Annotated in this window: 15 protein-coding genes and 1 tRNA gene; 8 read left to right on the top strand and 8 right to left on the bottom strand. The window is 69.9% G+C overall.

Going from position 1 to position 15,892, the window contains the following annotated elements; genetic code table 11:
* Nucleotides 1–228: 228 nt before the first annotated feature.
* Entirely contained in the window at nucleotides 229–990 is a 762-nt protein-coding gene (locus NI17_RS19580) for an FhaA domain-containing protein (protein WP_084012606.1), read from the bottom strand.
* A 214-nt stretch (nucleotides 991–1,204) separates the two neighbouring features.
* Here NI17_RS19580 and NI17_RS19575 point away from each other — a divergent pair.
* A tRNA-Leu gene (locus tag NI17_RS19575) sits at nucleotides 1,205–1,287 on the top strand.
* Between the two features lie 50 nt (nucleotides 1,288–1,337).
* Here NI17_RS19575 and NI17_RS19570 read toward each other — a convergent pair.
* Entirely contained in the window at nucleotides 1,338–1,820 is a 483-nt protein-coding gene (locus NI17_RS19570) for an SSI family serine proteinase inhibitor (RefSeq protein ID WP_068691399.1), read from the bottom strand.
* Nucleotides 1,821–1,900: 80 nt separating this feature from the next.
* Here NI17_RS19570 and NI17_RS19565 point away from each other — a divergent pair, with 80 nt between their 5' ends.
* From NI17_RS19565 to pheA, 6 genes are all read left to right on the top strand, one after another.
* Nucleotides 1,901–2,233, top strand: coding sequence for a rhodanese-like domain-containing protein (locus NI17_RS19565; protein ID WP_068691401.1), 333 nt, complete (start codon nucleotides 1,901–1,903; stop codon nucleotides 2,231–2,233).
* 174 nt (nucleotides 2,234–2,407) lie between these two features.
* The gene (locus tag NI17_RS19560) at nucleotides 2,408–4,288 is read left to right on the top strand and encodes a PAS domain S-box protein (RefSeq protein ID WP_243597549.1); all 1,881 of its coding nucleotides are present in this window, start codon (nucleotides 2,408–2,410) and stop codon (nucleotides 4,286–4,288) included.
* 169 nt (nucleotides 4,289–4,457) lie between these two features.
* Nucleotides 4,458–4,976 carry an ATP-binding protein gene (locus NI17_RS19555; RefSeq protein WP_341721504.1) on the top strand — a complete coding sequence of 173 codons (519 nt, stop codon included), beginning with the start codon at nucleotides 4,458–4,460 and terminating at the stop codon, nucleotides 4,974–4,976.
* Entirely contained in the window at nucleotides 4,862–5,446 is a 585-nt protein-coding gene (locus tag NI17_RS24560; RefSeq protein WP_341721503.1) for an STAS domain-containing protein, read from the top strand. Before NI17_RS19555 ends, NI17_RS24560 begins: the two co-directional genes overlap by 115 nt.
* A 17-nt stretch (nucleotides 5,447–5,463) precedes the next feature.
* Complete coding sequence (locus NI17_RS19545; protein ID WP_068691406.1) at nucleotides 5,464–6,282, top strand: glycosyltransferase; 819 nt, start codon at nucleotides 5,464–5,466, stop codon at nucleotides 6,280–6,282.
* Between the two features lie 162 nt (nucleotides 6,283–6,444).
* Nucleotides 6,445–7,395, top strand: a complete 951-nt coding sequence (pheA, locus tag NI17_RS19540) for a prephenate dehydratase (protein ID WP_068691408.1) — start codon at nucleotides 6,445–6,447, stop codon at nucleotides 7,393–7,395.
* Between the two features lie 156 nt (nucleotides 7,396–7,551).
* Here the strand turns inward: pheA and NI17_RS19535 are convergent, their stop codons facing one another.
* On the bottom strand, nucleotides 7,552–8,184 hold the full coding sequence (locus NI17_RS19535) for a DedA family protein (RefSeq protein WP_068691410.1): 633 nt from the start codon (nucleotides 8,182–8,184) through the stop codon (nucleotides 7,552–7,554).
* Nucleotides 8,185–8,517: 333 nt separating this feature from the next.
* On the bottom strand, nucleotides 8,518–9,951 hold the full coding sequence (locus tag NI17_RS19530; RefSeq protein WP_068691412.1) for a pyridoxal phosphate-dependent decarboxylase family protein: 1,434 nt from the start codon (nucleotides 9,949–9,951) through the stop codon (nucleotides 8,518–8,520).
* A 435-nt stretch (nucleotides 9,952–10,386) separates the two neighbouring features.
* Between NI17_RS19530 and NI17_RS19525 the strand changes: the two genes are divergently transcribed.
* The gene (locus NI17_RS19525; RefSeq protein ID WP_068691414.1) at nucleotides 10,387–11,193 is read left to right on the top strand and encodes a hypothetical protein; all 807 of its coding nucleotides are present in this window, start codon (nucleotides 10,387–10,389) and stop codon (nucleotides 11,191–11,193) included.
* Nucleotides 11,194–11,391: 198 nt separating this feature from the next.
* On the opposite strand, the gene NI17_RS19520 is transcribed toward NI17_RS19525, so the two are convergent.
* The 4 genes from NI17_RS19520 to NI17_RS19505 all read right to left on the bottom strand — a co-directional run bounded on the left by NI17_RS19520 (nucleotide 11,392) and on the right by NI17_RS19505 (nucleotide 15,767).
* A complete protein-coding gene (locus tag NI17_RS19520) occupies nucleotides 11,392–12,690 on the bottom strand; it encodes a dihydrolipoamide acetyltransferase family protein (protein WP_068691417.1) in 1,299 nt (432 codons plus the stop codon).
* Between the two features lie 9 nt (nucleotides 12,691–12,699).
* A complete protein-coding gene (locus tag NI17_RS19515; protein WP_068691419.1) occupies nucleotides 12,700–13,695 on the bottom strand; it encodes an alpha-ketoacid dehydrogenase subunit beta in 996 nt (331 codons plus the stop codon).
* A gap of 17 nt (nucleotides 13,696–13,712) precedes the next feature.
* Nucleotides 13,713–14,810: a pyruvate dehydrogenase (acetyl-transferring) E1 component subunit alpha gene (gene pdhA / locus NI17_RS19510; RefSeq protein ID WP_068691421.1), complete on the bottom strand. Its 1,098-nt coding sequence runs from the start codon at nucleotides 14,808–14,810 to the stop codon at nucleotides 13,713–13,715.
* A 279-nt stretch (nucleotides 14,811–15,089) separates the two neighbouring features.
* Nucleotides 15,090–15,767 carry a GntR family transcriptional regulator gene (locus NI17_RS19505; protein ID WP_068691422.1) on the bottom strand — a complete coding sequence of 226 codons (678 nt, stop codon included), beginning with the start codon at nucleotides 15,765–15,767 and terminating at the stop codon, nucleotides 15,090–15,092.
* Nucleotides 15,768–15,892 lie beyond the last annotated feature (125 nt).

The raw sequence follows: 15,892 nt of genomic DNA, 5'->3' as shown, positions 1-15,892 counted from the left end.
GGGTCAGCGGTGATGGCTCCGCCAGCGCGTACTGTCGCGTCGAACCGTGCCTACCGCCTCGGAAGCCAGGTGAACCCATTGGACCCGGTTATTGTGCCCGATTGAAGCGGTATTCGGAATAAAGTCCTGCTGGGGGGATGAATAATTGCCTCGGCATGATTGGTGTCGCTATGGGGAAGACCCGCTACGTCACGTAACGTCGCGGGTCTCGTTGCCTGATTCAGTTGTTCAGTCGCGCCGGAACGTCATCGTCGTCCTGCCGAGGCTGATCCGGGTGCCGTCGACGAGACGTGCCCGTTTGACCTGCTGGCCGTTGACGAAGGTTCCGTTGGTGGAGTTCAGGTCCACAAGGACGGCCTCGGCGCCCTCCACCCGGATCTCCGCGTGGTGACGTGAGACACCGTTGTCCACCAGTCTCAGATCGCAGTCGGTGCCCCGCCCCAGGAGCGTCACCTCGGAGGTCAGCTCGTAGGCCTGCTGCGACCCCTGCGCGGTGAAGGTGCCTTCGGCCGCCGCACCGCCGGGGGACAGCAGCAGTCGGGGGCGGCCCGGAACCGCGTTTCCGTGGCGGGGGTGATCGGTGACCGGCTTGATGATCTCGCCGTCTTTGAAGGTGTCTCCACGGATGACAGCGGAACGAACCCGGAACCGGCCGGTCTGGAGGTCGTCGGCCGTCTCGAACCGCACCCGGACCGGACCGACGAACGAGTAGCCCTGTTCGGTGGCGTACTCGCGGGCCAGCTTGGCCAGCTCCTGGCCGAGGTTGTCCGCGTAGACGGCGAGTCGCTCCCTGTCCGAGCCGGAGAGTTCCACGACGAAGTCGTTGGGGACCAGGGTGCGGCCTTGAGCGACGATCGCGGCGCGCTCGTCCATCTCTCGTTGCACGTTGCTGGCGACCTCGACGGGCTGGAGCTCCGACTTGAAGGCTCGCGCGAAGGTGCCTTCGATCATCCCTTCGAGCCGGCGCTCGAAGCGTTGAAGCACTCCCACGAGGTACCTCCCTTGACTCCACGTCCCGATGAGATGATCGTAACCGGGCTACGGCCTCTTTTGCTTCACCAGACGGACTCGTTACCGAACGACCGGTGGAGAAGAGGTGGCACGAGCCCCTCCGCGAGCGTGCTAGCCTTGAACACGTCGAAAGGGAACGACCCGGGGAACTCCCAGGTCGATACTATGTCGACAGACGCGGTGAGTGTCACTCGGGCGGGTGGCGGAACGGTAGACGCGCACGGTTCAGGTCCGTGTGTCCGAAAGGATGTGAGGGTTCAAATCCCTCCTCGCCCACAGAGACCCCGGCCCCATGGCCGGGGTTTTGCTTTTTCGGGGGGCTCCCTTCACGGGTTCAGCAGTGGGGACAGCCGCTCCCAGCGGTCGATCTCGCAGCCGTTGGTGCGGGAGAACTCGGCGTTCACCTCGGTGTCCCCGATGCGTCCGGTGACGGTCGCGGTCTCCGGGCCGCCGTAGATCATGGTGCAGGGCTGGTCCTCGGGAACCGGGGCGAAGACCTCGATCCCCGCCTCCTCCAGCGCCGCGCAGGCGGCCTCGGGGTCGGGGTGGTCGCCACCGACCGGATCGCAGGTCAGTGTCCACACCCCCGGAGAGAATCCGTCGAGCCCCGTGGAGCCGTCGGCCTCGGACGACACGTCCCGCTCGATGGTCAGTTCGATTCGCGGACGCCGGGTGGACGGGGACTCCGCGGAGGTCTGCCCCGGATCGCCCGGGGTGACGGTCGTCTCCCCGCAGCCGGAGAGCAGGACGCCCGTGGCGACGAGCACGGTGAGCGGAATCCGCGAGGTGGTCGGGATGAGGCTGCGCATACCCTTGAGACGTGCGTGAACGGGATGGGGTTCCCGGTGCGCGACGTGTCGGTGACGTGATGTGACGGAAAGGTGTCCCGGTGTCCGCTGCCAGTATTCCGGTGGTCGAGGTCAACGCGGTGCCCGAAGACGGTTACCTGCTCGACGTCCGCGAGGACGACGAATGGCGTGCGGGACACGCTCCCGGTGCCGTGCACATTCCCCTGGGGGAGTTGGCGCGCCGCGCCGGAGAGATTCCGAGGGACGCCCAGGTGTATGTCGTCTGCCGGGTCGGCGGTCGTTCCGCGCAGGCGGTCCAGGTCCTCAACGAGGCCGGATGGCGGACGGCGAACGTCGCCGGGGGCATGAGCGCCTGGGCGCTGGCCGGACGTCCCATGGTCAGTGAGGACGGTCGGTCTCCGGTGGTCGTCTGAGGCCGGGACGGTGAGGAGGGCGGACGGGCTCGGCGACCTCCCCGGGGGCGTCCGGGTGACGGAATTTGGACCGACCTCCGCCAATCCCCCGCCACGGAGGGCTTCCCGAGTGGCACTATGGCGTAGGTGAGATTCGACTCGGCAACCTTCACCGCTGAGGCCGTGGTGGCCGCAGTGGCTGACGCCGTCGTCGTCCTGGACATCGACCAGCGGGTCGTCCAGTGGAACAAGGGAGCAGAGGACCTGTTCGGCTGGACGCTCACCGAGGTCATCGGCCACCCGGTCCCGATGGTGCCCGATGACCGGAAGGCCGAGTACCACGCGGTTCTCGAGCGGGTGCGGGTCGGTCAGCCGATCTCGATCACCACCAGGCGGATTCACCGCGACGGCGATCTGCTCGACGTGCGGGCCAGCTTCAACCGGCTCACCGACGTGCACGGGGCCATGGGCGGGTGGGTGTGCGTCTTCCATCCGCACACCATGACCCCCACGGAGAACGAGCTCGAACTGCTGCACCTGGCCGAGCGCGCGCATCTGGTGCGGCGGCTCACCGACATGATGACCGACATCAGTGCCGACCAGGACATCGAGGAGGTCCTCGACCGGGTCGTGTGCGGCCTCACCGAACTCACCGGCGCGGACGCGGGCGGTTTCGCGCTGATCGAGGGGGACTCCCTCAAGCTGGCCAGTGTCACCCGGCTGTCGCGGAAGTTGCTCGGCTTCGAGACCCCTCTGCGGCAGAGCCTGTTCGGTGAGCTTCTGGCCAGCGGCAAGAAGGTGCTGCTGACAACGGACGAGGTCCGGCCGCTGCAGGAGTTGGTGTGGGCCGACCTGGAGGGGCTGCACACGGTTGCGCTGTGCGTCTGTGACGTGCGGGGACGCCCCTACGGCGCGTTGTACGCGCTGTACCGCAGGCGACGGATCAGCCACGTCGAGATCGAGATGCTGGAGCTGTTGGCGGCGCACGCGGGGATCGCGCTCGGCAACGCCATGGCCTACAAGGAGACGGTGCGTCAGCGCGCCCACGAGCACGCGATCGTGGAGGCCAGCGCCGACGGCATCTCGGTGCTGGACCGCTGGGGGCGGGTGCGCAAGTGGAACCGTGCCGCCGCTGAGCTGACCGGCTACGGGCGGGCGGAGGTCGTCGGCAACCCGCCCCCGTTCCCGCTCCCGACGGAACCGGGAGAACTCGTCAGGTACCAGATGGGTAACGGCCGCTGGCTGGAGATCCTGGTCACCGACATCTCGGGCACCCGGGAACGGGTGGTCGACTTCCGTGACATCACCCCGGCCAAGGAGCTGGAGGAGCAGAAGGACCTCTTCCTGGCCACGGCGGGCCATGAGCTGCGCACGCCGCTCACGGTCGTGCGCGGACTCTCCAGCACGCTGATCGAGCACTGGGAGCAGATCTCCGACCAGGACCGGCGCTGCTACATGGAGTTGATCGCCGATCGCTCCGAGCGGATGGCGCGCCTGGTCGACAACCTGCTGCTGGGAGTCCAGGCCGGAAGCGGCCAGTTGCCGGTGAAGATCCGGGCCTGCGACGTTCGGGAGTCGCTGCGCGGGGTGTTCGCGGCGTTCCGTCCCCTGGTCACCGACCACGAGCTGGAACTGCGGATACCGGAGCGGTTGCCGGAGGTGTTCGCCGATCCCGAGGCCACCGACGTGATCATCAGTCAGTTGCTGGAGAACGCGTTGAAGTACTCCCCGGACGGGGGAGCGGTGACGGTGGCCGCGGCGGAGGAGGACGGCCACGTGGTCATCACCGTCGTCGACGAGGGGGTGGGGATCGACTCGACCGACTCCGGACGGATCTTCGAGCGTTTCGTCCAGGGGGAGACGGGGGATCGACGCAGGTTCGGGGGGTTCGGGCTGGGCTTGTACATCGTGCAGCAGTTGGCGGAGGCGCAGAACGGCCGTATCAGTGCCCATCCCAACAAACCCCGGGGAACCCGGATGAGATTCACGTTACAGTGCGCTTCGGACCATTCGGGTGATTCTGGTGAGAAAGTGGAGGTCTCCGCCCAGAGCGAGAACAGCGGAAGCCCCGGGTGAGGGGGCCGCTTCCACCGAAGTCTCCGGGAGGAGTTTCCCGGGCTGCTGAACCGGGCATTTCGCCCCTGGTGAGATCCGGGACGGCATCGCACGGTGGTCGATCGACAACCGACAGAACCAGTAGGACGAACAGGTCGTCGCCTCCGCGCCGTCGTGTCGACGCGTCGGAGTGCCGGCGGGCATCGGGGAACTGAGGAGTGGGGACGTGTCGCGGGCCGTACTGCTGCCACATGCGCCATCGAGTGTCGCCGTTGCACGCCGGTATCTCTGCGCGGATCTGCGGAGCATGGGAGTGGTCCGGTCACTGGTGGACGACGCCGCGATCGTCCTCACCGAGCTGCTGGTCAACGCGTTGCGTCACGCGGCTCCGCTGCCTCCGCCCCACCCACCGGAACAGGTCCGGGTGGCGTGGTCCCTGGTGCGTGCCTCCGAAGCGCCGGAGCCGTCGGAGGGAAACTGGGTGGAGATCGCGGTGAGCGACGGCGGCGGTGAGACCCTGCCGAGACTGGCGAGCCCGTCGGTCTCGGCGCTGGGCGGTCGGGGGTTGGGGATCGTGCAGCGGCTCGCCAGCAAGTGGGGCACGGAAGTGGACGACAGCACCACGACCGTCTGGGCGGTCATCGACATCCCGGTCATGGCGGTGACCCCGGAGACCGCTCCGGCGTTCCCGCGCGCCTCCTCGGCCTGAGCAACCGACCCACTCCGCGTTTCAGCCGGTCAGAGCGGAGAACGTGGGTGCGGGGGCGGCGCGGCGAAACACCCTCCGCGAGGTGGCCACGGTCGGGCCGGACCGCTACAGTCACGACTGTGGAGTTGAAGATCTCAAAGCAGTCTCGGATTGGTCACACACTGGTTTCCATCTGTGGTGAACTCGACCTTTACACGGCGCCGCTGCTGCGCAGCGGACTCGCTGACGCGGTGGTCCCCAGGACCAGAACCGTCGTCGACATGTCCGGGGTGGAGTTCTGCGATTCCACCGGTCTGAGTGTGCTGCTGTCGGCGCTGAAGCAGGCGCGCAGGAACGGCGGCGAACTCGAACTGGCCGCCCTCCAGTCTCCGGTCCGCAGGATCTTGCAGATCACCGGACTGGACGAGGTCTTCACCATCCACGCGACGGTCGACGCTCCGGCGGCGGCCGCCACAGGCGCCGCCAAATAGCCGACGGGAAGGCGGACATGGCATCTCCGACGGACGGATCGGACCGCGTCGCGGCCGTCATTCCGGCCAGGGACGAACAGGAACGCATCGGCGACACCGTTCGGGCCGCACACGGCCTTCCCGGAGTGGACCTTGTTGTCGTGGTCGACGACGGGTCGGTTGACGACACGGCCGCCGCCGCCCGTCAGGCCGGTGCCCGCGTGTTCCGGCATGCCCGAAACCGCGGGAAAGGGGCTGCCATGGAGACCGGAGCCGAAGGGGTCCGGGGCTTCGAGGAGTACGAACGGCGGTCAGGCGCCGATGTCGTTTCCCGGCACCTGCTGTTCCTGGACGCCGACCTCGGAGTGACCGCCGGCGCCGCCACGCCGCTGATCGAACCGGTGCGCGCGGGAGCCGCGGACATGACGATCGCGCGCTTCCCGCAGACGCGGGCCCGCCTTGGCGGGCACGGTTTCGTGGTCCGACTGGCCCGCGACGGCATCCGGCGCGCCACCGGTTGGGAGGCCGAGCAGCCGCTCAACGGGCAGCGCTGCCTGACCAGACGGGCGTTCGAGGCGGCACGGCCGCTCGCCCCCGGGTTCGGTGTGGAGACCGGCCTGACCATCGACCTGTTGTGCCGCGGGTTCACGGTGCTGGAGGTCGATGTCGCGATGGACCACCGTGCCACCGGCACCGACGTCCGCGCCCAGTTGCACCGTGCCCGCCAGTTCGTCGACGTCGCCCGCACGCTCGCGGTACGCGAGGTGCGCGGTGCCGGAATCCGGAGAGGCCGCGGAGTCCTTCCGGAACGCGGAGCGGTCCACCGCGTCGCGGGAAAGCAACGGGAAAAACACTGACCGCCTCGCCGGGGGAGCGCCCCGCAGCGGTCAGTGTCGCTCCGTGGTTGCCACCGGGCGTTTCGAGACAGGAACCTACGCCGAGGCCGTGGCGGCCGGGGAACCCGCCGGGGCCGCGAGGAGCGCACGAACCGGTTCGCCCAGCCGAGTAGCCTGCTGTACATGTCGAACCGCTATGCCTATCTCGGGCCCGAGGGCACGTTCACCGAGGCCGCGCTGCGGGCGCTCAAACCGGACGCCCCGGCCGCGCAGTTCGTGCCGTGCAACGGCGTGGACATGGTGTTCGCGGCGGTGCGACGCGGAGAGGCCACGGGCGGGGTCGTCCCGCTGGAGAACTCCGTCGAGGGCGGAGTGAGCGCCACCACCGCGGAACTCGTCAACGGCGACCCGCTGCTGATCACCGCGGAGATCGCGGTCGCGGTGGAGTTCACGCTGTTCGCCCGGCGGGGAACCGCGCTGCCCGACGTCAAGCGGGTGGCCACCCACTCGCACGCGCTGGCCCAGTGCAGGGGGTGGCTGGCGGCGAACCTGCCCGACGCGGAGGCCCACATCGTCTCCTCCACGGCCGCGGCGGCCCAGTCCGTCGCCGAGGAGCCCAGCTCGCCGTACGACGCCGCGATCTGCGCCCGTATCGCGGGGGAGCGCTACGGGCTGGTCCCGCTCGCCGAGGGGGTGGGGGACCGCGCCGAGGCCGCCACCCGGTTCATCTACCTGAGCAGGCCGGGGACGCTGCCGGAACCGACGGGAGCCGACCGCACCTCGCTGGTGGCGTTCCTGCCCCACGACCATCCGGGCGCTCTGGTCGAGCTGCTCACCCAGTTCGCGGTCCGCGACGTCAACCTGACCCGTCTGGAGTCCCGCCCCACCGGCGACGGGCTGGGCACGTACTGCTTCTTCATGGACGCCGACGGCCACGTGGCCGAGGCCAGGGTCGGCGAGGCGCTGATGGGGCTGCGGCGTATCTGCAAGGACGTGCGCTTCCTCGGCAGCTACCCGCGCGCCGACGCGGGGCTCGGGCACCTCCGGCCGGCGGCGCGCATCAGCACCACCAACGACGACTTCCACGAGGCCGAGCAGTGGCTGGCCCGCATCCGCGCGGGCCGGGTCGGCTGAGCCGCGCCCGGAGACTTTCGCGCATCCCGCGCTTTCCGGTACGGGTCGTCCCGGAAAGCGCGGAAGGCGGACGCGACGCCGGGGCGCCCTGACCGCCCACCCCGGACGCTCACCTGGAGTGCCGCGTCTCCTGCCTGACTCCCCGGCACTGGGTTTTCATCCGGTCGCCTCCGGGAGGCGGTCGTCGCCGTTCTTGGCGCGCCGGAGCTCGCGGACGCGCACCACGGCGAAGTAGAGGACGGCCACGCCCACTGCGACCACCACGCCCTTGGAGACCAGACCCGCATACCTCTCGACCAGGATCCGGTTCTCCCCCAGCAGGTAGCCGGAGAGGACGAACACGGTGTTCCAGATCAGGCTGCCCGTGGCGGTGAGGGCCACGAACAGGGGCACCGGCATGCGTTCGATTCCCGCGGGGATCGAGACGAAGCTGCGGAAGAGCGGGACCATCCGGCCGAAGAAGACCGCCTTGGTCCCGTGTCGCAGGAACCAGGCCTCGGTGCGTTCGATGTCGGAGACCTTGGCCAGCGGCATGCGCGCCGCGATCCGCCGGACGCGGTCGCGGCCGAGCAGCGCTCCGAGCCAGTACAGGACGAGCGCGCCGACGACCGATCCGGCCGTGGTCCACGCGACCGCCTCGACCAGGCCGAGTTCGCCCCGGCTGGCGGCGAAGCCGGCGAGGGGGAGGACCGCTTCGCTGGGAATGGGCGGGAACACGTTCTCCAGGGCGATGATCAGGCCGGCCCCGGGCCCGCCCAGAGTCCCCATCAGACCGACCACCCAGCTCATGAGACCTTCGTGGGACTGGGCTGGAGCATCCAGAAGACGAGGTGTGGGTTCCGTGTGCTGCTCCGAAGGGAAGGTCGCGGATTCCGTCCGGGGCGGGGCCGAGCGCACACCGGCATCCTGAATGCCGCGAGGATGAAAACCCAGTTCCCCTGGGGTGGTCGCCCGGTTGGCTCCGGGATTCGGCACCCGGGGAATGTGGAGTACCACAGTACTGGAATCAGCGGAGGCGAGCGGCATCCCGGCAGGTCCGGGAGACGGAGACGGCGGGGACGCGGGGGAGCGGGCGGCGGTGTGCGGTCCCCAGCCGTCGGGGACTGGGTGGGGGTGGTGGCCTCACAGCCCCGAGCCGGTGAGCAGGGAGCCCGTGAGCTCGGTGAGGAGGCGTTCCCGCAGGGCGGTGGGGGCGCCGTCCAGGAGGGCGAGCAGCGGGGCCGTCCGGGACGGCAGGCCACCGGCCGACCGGTCCAGGCCCGCCGCGTCCAGCACCGAGGCCAGGTCCTCGGACGAGACCGTGTCGGCGTCCAGGGCGGCCACGGCGGCCGCCAGGTCCGGCGCGGGGTCGGGGGAGGGCAGCGCGGCGGCGGCGCGCACCGAGTCGGCCAGGTCGGACAGCAGTTCGGGAACCCGGGGCGCGGTGGCGGGGGTGACGGTCAGGTGCAGGTTGCGCCGGTGCGCGCCGAACGACAACTGGGTCCGCAGGAACCAGCCGCGCTCGCGCATCTCGTCCGCGACGTGCAGCGGATCGGCGTGCTCCGACGCCACGCACAGCAGTGTCGCCGCGGGCGCGCCGACCACGCGGAGTCCGTCGATCCCGTTGATTCCCGCGACGATCTCCTCGGTCGCGCCGATCGCGGTGGCGGCGAGTTCGGTGTAGCCCTCCTCGTCGAGCCGCCGCAGGACCGCCCAGGCCGCGGCGAGCGGTCCCGCCGACCGGGTGCCCTGCGCCGTCGGGTGCACCACCGGGTGGCCGGGCCAGTCGGTGGAGGAGAAGTACTGGTGGCGGCGCAGTTCGCCGTCGCGGTAGAGCACCACCGAGGCGCCCCCGTGGGCGAAGCCGTACTTGTGCAGGTCCACCGAGAGCGACCGCACGCCCGGCACCGACAGGTCGAAGTCCGGTAGTTCGTGGCCGAGGCGGCGCAGGAAGGGCAGCACCATGCCGCCCACGCACGCGTCCACGTGGCACCACACGCCGCGCTCGGCCGCCGCGTTGGCGGTCTCGGCGACCGGGTCGAGGACTCCGTGCGCGTGGGAGGGCGCCGACACCGCGACCAGGGCCGTCCGCTCGGTGATCGCCGCCGCCATGTCGGCGGGGTCGGGCACGCAGGAGGACGGGTCCGTGGGCACGGTGACCAGCCGCAGGCCCAGGTAGTGCGCGGCCTTGCGGAAGGCGGCGTGTGCGGTGTCGGGGGCCACCAGTTCCGGTTCGGTCACTCCCCGCACGGCTCTGGAGTGCTCCCGTGCGGCCCTGACCGCCAGCAGGATGGATTCGGTGCCGCCGCCGGTGAAGGAACCCCGGGTCGCCGCGTCACCGCCGAGCAGGCGTGCCACGAAGGACACCACCTCGTTCTCCAGACGCACCACGCTGGGGAAGGCTGCCGTGTCCAGTCCGTTGACCGGGGCGAAGGCCGAGTAGGCCGCGGTGGCCAGGCCGTCCAGGCAGGGCAGGCCGGAGTCGTAGACGTGGGCGAGGGTGCGGCCGCCCCGGGTGGGCAGGTCGGTTGTGCGCAGGGCGGCCAACTCGGCCAGGAGCTCCTCGTTGCTGGGCAAGGCGTTCTCCCTTCACGGGACCGTGGGGGCGTGTCAGGGGCTTGGCGGGCGCACCGGAGCACGGAGCGGAGACCGGTGAGGGAAACGGCAGGCAGACGTGGCCCGCGGTCCTCCGGACGCCGCTCAGGGGTGGGAGCCGGGAGGGCCGTACCCCGGAACGGGGTGGGGGAGCGGCGCGGTCACTGCCGCATTAGAACACGGACAGCATTCGTGCCCATCGGGGTGGCCGGATGTGGCCAACACGGCGCGGCGCCGTGCCACAGGAGCGGGCCGAGGCCGCCGTCCGGTCGGGACCTCCGCTCCTCGGGGCCTCCGGAACCCGGCAGGACTGGTCATATCACCGATGTGGAGTCAACAGTGTCCGGTTCAGGCTGGAGGGGAACGGACGCGGGACGGCGAGCCGGTGCCACCGACCACCACGAGGGAGCGCGAACCATGTCCGAGACGGCTGTCCGGATCTTCGACATCATGGCCTGCAACGTCTACTGGGATTTCGACGGCTCGCCCCTGCCCCGGGAACAGCACAAGTTCCTGGTGTCCTTCTATCCCACCAAGGGCGTTCCCACTCCCGAGCTGGTCGAGCGGATCGTGGCCCGCGGCCCCGGCGGCTACGAGGTGGAGTTCACCAACCAGCTGTTCACTCCGTCCAACACCGACGGCTACATCTACGACCGGACGCTGGACTACTACTGGTACATGGTCAACCTCTCCACCGGGTTCATGCCGGAGGGGGAGTACACCATCGAGGTCACCTGCACCAGCGGCGAGGTGCTGACCAGGTCCCGCACCCAGCGGCAGGAGCCCGCCGAGGCCCTGGTGGGGGCCTACAGGGACAACCGGCAGCGGATGCTGGACTCCTTCACGCCCTCGGGGCACGGACGACTGCCCGAGGGCACGGGCCTGACCGGCCTGAGGTGCTCCTGGGCCACCCTCAGGGAGTTGGCGGGGCAGGACGCCTACTACATCTACCGGCTCGCCGAGGGCGGTTCGGCGCGTGAGTTCGACACCCAGAACCTCACCTGGTGGGACAACATCTTCATGCAGCGCATCGGCGGCGGCGACCTGACCGCCGGTCTCAACCGGGACGGCGTCACCGTCGCCGAGGGACTCGAGCCCGACACGACCTACGCCTACTTCGTCGAGGTCACCGACTCCAACGTCCAGGGCGAGACCAACATCTGCGTCTTCCAGCCTCACCAGGTGTTCACGACGCCCCGAACGGCGACCTCGCGGGGTTCGTGACCCTGGTGCGGAAAGCACCCGCCCGCCGGTCCTTCTTGGGGGAGGGGGCCGGCGGGCGGGGACTTTTCAACGGATGCCGGGGAGTCAGCGGGTTCCGGGGACGCTTCGCCCCGGGGGTGCGGGCGGCGGAGTGGGCACCCGCACGCGGCGCCCGCCCCGCGCGTACTCGGCGGGACGGGCGCCTGACAGCGGGACCGGCTACAGGATGATCCGCATCGGGGATTCCAGGACCTCGGCGAGGTCCCTGAGGTAGGCGGCGCCGACCGCGCCGTCCACGGCACGGTGGTCGACCGACAGTTCCAGCGCGATGGTGTGCCGGGCCACGATCTCCCCGTCACGCACCACCGGCTCCTGCCGCATCGCACCCACGGCGAGGATGGCGGCCTCGGGCGGGTTGATCACCGCCGAGAAACTGTCGACGCCGAACATGCCCAGGTTGCTGACACTGAACGTGCCCCCGCTCATCTCCTGGGGGCTCAGCTTGCCGTCGCGGGCCTTCTCGGCCAGCGCGCGGGAGCGCCGGGCGATCTCCGACAGCGGCAGCTTGTCGGTGTCGTGCAGCACCGGAACCACCAGGCCGGTCTCCACCGCCACCGCGATACCGACGTTGATCCGGTTGTGCCTGAGGAGCCTGTCGTCCACCCAGGAGGAGTTCACCGCCGGGTGGTCGCGCAGCACCGTCGCCACGGCCTTGACGATCAGGTCGTTGACGCTGACCTTCACCCCGGTCGGCGCGAGCTGCTCGTTGATCTGGGCGCGAAACGCCCGGAGCTCCTCGGCGTCGACCGTGCGGCGCAGGTAGAAGTGGGGCGCCTCCTGCTTGGCCTGGGTCAGTCGGCGGGCGATCACCTTGCGGATGTTGCCGACCGGGACCTCCTCGGAGTCGCGGAGGTCCTCGAACTCGGGCTGCGGCCGACCCGCGGCGGGCGCCTGGGCCGGAGTCGGCGCGGGCGCCGGAGCGGCGGGAGCCTGCTCCTGCTGCTGCCTGGCCGCTGCCTCCACGTCGGCACGCACCACACGGCCCTTGGGACCCGATCCCTTGATCCGGGTGATGTCGAGTCCGTACTCCCGGGCCAGGCGGCGGGCCAACGGGGAGGAGAGCGGACGCGGCCCCTCCGGCTGCTCGACCGGCTCGACCGGCTCGGTCGGCTGGGCCTGCGCGGGAACGACGGGCGCCTCCTCGACGGTCGGCGCCGGGGCCTTCTCCTCGGCGGCCTGCTCGGCGGCGCCGCCGGTGCCGGAGTCGGACGGAGCGGCGTCGGGGCTGTCGGCGATGACGCCGATCACCGCGCCGATCGGCACGGTATCGCCCTCGCTGACGGACTGTTTGACCAGGTAGCCGTCCTCGTAGGCCTCGTACTCCATGACGGCTTTGTCGGTCTCGATCTCGACCAGCACGTCGCCCGCGGAGACCTTGTCGCCGACCTGCTTCACCCAGGAGCTGATGACGCCTTCCTCCATGGTGTCGGAGAGGCGCGGCATGTAGATATCAGACATCTGTGTTCCTTAACCGACCCTCCGGCCGACGGCGCTCAGGGTTTCGTGGATGACGGTGGTGATCGACTCCGCCGACGGCAGCGCGGCGGTCTCCAGCGGTTTGGCGTACGGCATGGGCACCTCGGCCATCGCCACCCGGCGCACCGGCGCGTCCAGGTAGTCGAACGCGCCCTCCTGGATGGACGCGGCGATCTCGGCGCCGATTCCGTAGGTCAGCCAGTCGTCCTCGGCGATGACCGCGCATCCGGTCTTCCTGACCGAGGCGACGATCGTCTCCCGGTCTAGCGGACGCAGGGAGCGCAGGTCAACGACCTCGACGCTGATGTCCTCCTCGGCGAGTCGGTCGGCGACCTGGTTGGCGACCATGGCCATACGGGAGTATCCGATGAGGGTGATGTCGGAACCCTCGCGGGTCACCGCGGCGCGGCCGATCTCGGCGACGGAGTCGTCGTCGGGCACCTCGCCCTTGGTGTTGTACAGGCCCAGGTTCTCCAGGAAGAGCACCGGGTCGTCGTCGCGGATCGAGGCGCGCAGCATCGACGCGGCGTCGGCGGGGGTGCTGGGCGCCACGACCTTCAGGCCCGGCACGAACGCGTAGTACAGCTCGATGTTCTGCGAGTGGGTGGCGCCGAGCTGCTGGCCGCCGCCGCCCGGGGTGCGGATGACCATCGGCACGCTGTTCTGGCCGCCGAACATGCCGTAGATCTTCGCGGCGTGGTTGACGATCTGGTCCAGCGCCAGCAGGGAGAAGTTGATCGTCATGACCTCGACGACCGGGCGCAGACCGAGCATGGCGGCGCCGACCGCCGCGCCGACGAACCCCTCCTCCGCGATCGGGGTGTCGCGGACCCGGCGTTCCCCGAACTCCTTGAGCAGCCCTTCGGTGATCTTGTAGGAGCCCTCGAAGACACCGATCTCCTCGCCCATGAGGAAGACGTTCTCGTCGCGGTGCATCTCGGCGCGCAGGGTGTCGCGCAGGGCCTGACGGTAGGTGATGACGGGCATGTGGAGTCGCTCCTTGTCTACTCGGCGAACACCGGGTCGGCGGGCATCCGGCGCGACTCGTTGGCCACCGGGGTGGCGTAGGTGTAGTCGAACAGCGTCGACACCTCGGGGTGCGGGCTGTTCTCCGCGAAGTCGGCGGCGTCGGCGACCTCGGCCTTGACCGAGTCGGCGATCTCCTGCTTGGTCTCCTCCGTGAGGATGCCCGCCGCGTCCAGGCGGGCCTCGAAGGCGGCCACCGGGTCGTTGGCGAGGGCCTCCTCGACCTGCTCCCTGGTGCGGTACTTGGCCGGGTCCACCACGGAGTGGCCCTTCATCCGGTAGCTGAGGGTCTCCAGCAGGAACGGCCGCTGCTCGCTGCGGGCGCGCTCGACCAGCGTGGCGGCGGCGTCGCGGACGGCGAGGACGTCCCGGCCGTCGACGCGCACGCCCTCGACCCGGTAGGAGGAGCCGCGTCTGTACAGTTCGGGCTCTGCCGAGGACTTCTCGACCAGGGTGCCCATGCCGGTGTAGTTGTTGATCACCACGAAGACCACCGGCAGGTTCCACAGTCCGGCGATGTTCAGCGACTCGTGGAAGGCGCCGATGTTGGTGGTGCCGTCGCCCATCTGGCACATGACGATCTCGTCGCCGCCCCGGTAGGTGACCGCCAGGGCCGCGCCGACGGCGAGCGGGAGCTGGCCGCCGACGATGCCGTAGCCGCCCAGCAGGCGGGCTTCGGTGTCGAACATGTGCATGGAGCCGCCCCAGCCCTTGGAAACGCCGGTGGAGCGGCCGTACAGCTCGGCCATCACCCGGCGCGGGTGGATGCCCTTGGCGATGGCGTAGCCGTGCTCGCGGTAGTTGGTGAACAGGTAGTCGCGTTCCTGCAGCGCCGTCATGAGGCCGACGACGGTGGCTTCCTCACCGAGGTTCAGGTGACAGTAGCCGCCGATGCGGGCCTGGGTGTAGGCCTGTGCGGTGCGCTCCTCGAAGCGGCGGATCAACAGCATCTGCCGGTAGTAGTCGAGGAGGACCTTGGGTTGCTCGCCGCTGAGGTCGGGACCGGCGTTGTTACGGGCCGCGCGGCGGCGGGTACCGGTCTTGCCGGTCGCCTTCGGCTTGGCCGTGTCAGCCATGTCGATGCCTTTCTGTGTGCGAGAAGGCCCGTGTCGGGTGGATGGACCTCCCACGGGCCTCGGTCCCACCGCGGACAGTGTGCGCGGTATGACCGGTGCGCTACCCACCGGGCTCAACGGTGGTGCGCGGAAGTGGCTGGTTCTCCGTCTTTTCAGTGTGGCTGGTGTGACCTTCGTCGCGCACACTCTATGTACTGATCGATGATCGATCAATATGACTTTACGGGCGCTTCGGCATTTTTCGCGGGCGGGGGAGGGGTCGTCGGGGACGGGGACGGTTCAGCCGACGGTACCGCGCGAGCGCAGGGCCGCCTCGACGTAGTTGAGGACGTGGTCGCTGAGCATCCGGCCCACGTCGGGATCGCGGTCGCGGAACGCCTTGGTGATCGCCCAGTGGTCGGCCGCCTTGGCGTGCAGTTCCATGTCGAGCCAGCGCACCGACAGCGCCGTCCACACCTCCACGCCGAGGGACTCCCAGGTGTGCAGCAGCACACTGTTGCGGGCCGCGCGCACGATCTCCCGGTGGAACTCGACGCTGTGCTTGATCTCCCCGTCCACGTTCCCGGCGGCGGTGGCGCGCCGGAGCGCCTCCACCTCGCGTTCCAGCGGCCGGATGTCCTCGGCCAGGCGGGGGGCGGCCAGGCGGGCCGCCACCAGTTCCAGGCCGGCGCGCACCGGGTAGATCTCGGCCATGTCCGCGACGCCGAAGGCACGGACCCGAGCGCCCTTGTTGGGAACCGACTCGATCAGCCGCAGGGCCTCCAGTTCGCGCAGCGCCTCGCGGACCGGGGCCTGACTGACGTTGAGCTCGGCGGCCACCCGCCGCTCCACGATCCGCTCCCCCGGTTTCCAGCGGCCGGACAGCAGGCCGTCGACCAGGACGCGTCGGATCTGCTCGCGTAGCGGATTGCGGGCCAGTCGGGAGGCGTCCTCCGGATTCTGGGAAAGTTCGACCATCGACGGCCTTTCTCTGCTTTGCTGTGTGGGCGACGGCCGGGCGGGCTGCTCAAGCGTGCCATATCGGGTTTCGGTCACTACCCGTGCGTCCCCGCGGTCCGCCGAATGCGTCGTCAGGACGCCGT

Origin of the sequence: Thermobifida halotolerans (assembly GCF_003574835.2) — a bacterium.
Lineage (GTDB): Bacteria > Actinomycetota > Actinomycetes > Streptosporangiales > Streptosporangiaceae > Thermobifida > Thermobifida halotolerans.
This window is presented reverse-complemented; position numbering and strand designations above follow the sequence as displayed.